The organism is Microcystis sp. LEGE 08355 (assembly GCF_015207185.1).
Taxonomy (GTDB): Bacteria; Cyanobacteriota; Cyanobacteriia; order Cyanobacteriales; family Microcystaceae; genus Microcystis; species Microcystis panniformis.
Genome location: NZ_JADEXI010000778.1, coordinates 1 through 1,789, shown reverse-complemented (window position 1 = coordinate 1,789; position 1,789 = coordinate 1). Strand labels below are relative to the sequence as shown.

The following is a 1,789-nucleotide window of genomic DNA, read 5'->3' as shown; positions in this document are numbered from 1 at the left end:
GAATTAGAGGAGAATATTCTCGTCCTCGAACAGTCCCACAATCAAATTATTCAATATATCAACCGTAACGGGCTGCTGGAACGCATCGAACATCTGGAAAAATCCTACGGTCGCTTACACAGAGATATTTTGCCGCTTAACGAAGAATCGGCCGATATTCCCGCCACAAAAGCGGAAAATGAGCCACAAATCACCCTACCTACCCTTAATTTAACTCCCACTTCCCCCCCCGTCGATATCCCCCATTGGCACTATTATCGCCGTCTGGCCGCCCATCGGGAAATGATTACAGCGATCGCAATTACCGAGAATCAACAGTTTTTAATTAGCGTTAGTTGGGATCGTACCCTAAAAATCTGGGATTTTGCCACAGGAACCCTGATTAATACGGTGGAAGCTCACGATCAGGGCATTTTAGCCCTAGCAGTGACTGGAAACGGCGATTATCATCTAGCGACGGGAGGATTCGATCAAACCGTTAAATTATGGACTTTAGCCAGCGATGGCAGTAGTCTGGAATTAAATCAAATTTTCCTCGGTCATCTCGGTTCGATTCATGGTCTGGATTTTGCCCCCCGTTGGCATTTTTTGGTTAGCGGTAGTTACGATCAAACCCTAAAACAGTGGAATTTAGAGCAGGAAAACGAAGCATTTAGCTCCTATGACAGTCTAGGGGCAATTTATGCCCTAGCAGTGGCTCCTAATCAAGATTTTATCGCCGCAGCTGGAGGTGATGGCACTGTTACCCTCTGGCAATTGGGATCGGGAGAAAAAATTGCCGTCCTATCCGGTAACGTTTCTTCGGTGCAGAGTCTGGCGATCGCTGCCGATAGTCAGATTATTGCCGCCGGTTGTGTGGATGGGACGGTGAAAATCTGGCAATACGACCCGGAGAAAAGCGGTCATTTTGCGCCAATTCGGGTGATTAATGCCCATAATGGTCAGGTGACAAGCTTGGTATTTGCAGAGGAGGGTCAATGGTTATTTACCGGGGGAACCGACGGAGAGATTAAAATCTGGTTAGCCAATTCTCAACAGGCGATCGCAACTCTTAGCACCGACAATGGGCGATCATCACCGATCTCCAGTTTAGTTCTCAGCCCCGATTATTGTCACCTAGCAGCGGCTGCGGCCGACGGTAGCATCATCATCTGGGAAAATATCACTTAATGGTCGATCGAACTGGAAAAATTGTATAATGTAATGTCCCGGACTCGATCGGGCCAGTTTGACCCCAAGAAAAAGTGACTGAGTTAACTGTCGTTTCTGCCTAATAGTTGTCATCGGGGCATCGAGAACGCGAGAGCGATCGCTTATCCCAGAATCATTACCCATAGTAAAAAATTCAGAATGAAGACTCCAACAGATCAAAGATTTGATTACGTCAAAATCGGTTTAGCGTCCCCCGAGAGAATTCGGCAATGGGGAGAAAGAACCCTACCTAACGGTCAACTCGTCGGAGAAGTAACCAAACCAGAAACGATCAACTATCGGACTCTCAAACCGGAAATGGATGGGTTATTCTGCGAGAAAATTTTTGGCCCCTCGAAAGACTGGGAATGTTGGTGTGGTAAATACAAACGCGTCCGTCACCGGGGAATTGTCTGTGAACGTTGCGGGGTGGAAGTCACCGAGTCGCGGGTACGTCGTCATCGCATGGGTTTTATCAAATTAGCTGCCCCCGTCACCCACGTTTGGTATCTCAAAGGTATTCCCAGTTATCTCAGTATCCTGCTCGATATGCCCCTGCGGGACGTGGAGCAGATCGTCTATTTTAATGCCTATGTGG

Annotated in this window: 1 protein-coding gene and 1 pseudogene; both read left to right on the top strand. The window is 47.7% G+C overall.

Annotated elements, in window-relative coordinates; translation table 11 throughout:
• Window positions 1–1,170 (top strand): WD40 repeat domain-containing protein (locus IQ242_RS23940; protein WP_193961672.1); only part of this gene is annotated, 1,170 nt, incomplete at its 5' end.
• Between the two features lie 180 nt (window positions 1,171–1,350).
• A pseudogene (gene rpoC1 / locus IQ242_RS23935) lies at window positions 1,351–1,789 on the top strand (DNA-directed RNA polymerase subunit gamma); the annotation flags it as partial.